This is a genomic window from Zoogloea sp. LCSB751, from assembly GCF_002028455.1.
Lineage (GTDB): Bacteria > Pseudomonadota > Gammaproteobacteria > Burkholderiales > Rhodocyclaceae > Zoogloea.
In genome coordinates, this window is sequence record NZ_MWUM01000415.1 from 1 (window position 1) to 252 (window position 252).

The window sequence follows — 252 nt, forward strand, 5'->3', positions numbered from 1 at the left end:
GGCCTTGCCGTCACAGATGGTACGGGCGACCTGCTCCGTGGTGAGGGTGGCCGAGAGCGTCAGGTAGCCGCCGGTGAGCGCCTTGCCCAGGCACAGGATGTCGGGGCTGATCCCTGCCCAGTCGCAGGCAAACAGCTGACCGGTGCGGCCAAAGCCGGTGGCGATCTCGTCGGCGATGAGCAGCAGGCCGAACTCGTCGCACAGGGCGCGCACCCACTGCAGGTAGCGGGGATGATAGAAGCGCATGCCACC

General features: G+C 67.9%; 1 protein-coding gene. It reads right to left on the reverse strand.

All coding sequences use genetic code 11. The features are described from left to right. Positions 1–246, reverse strand: a 246-nt coding sequence (locus B4920_RS27165) for an aminotransferase class III-fold pyridoxal phosphate-dependent enzyme (RefSeq protein ID WP_305847137.1), incomplete at its 3' end; no start/stop codon positions are given. Between the last annotated feature and the right edge of the window lie 6 nt (positions 247–252).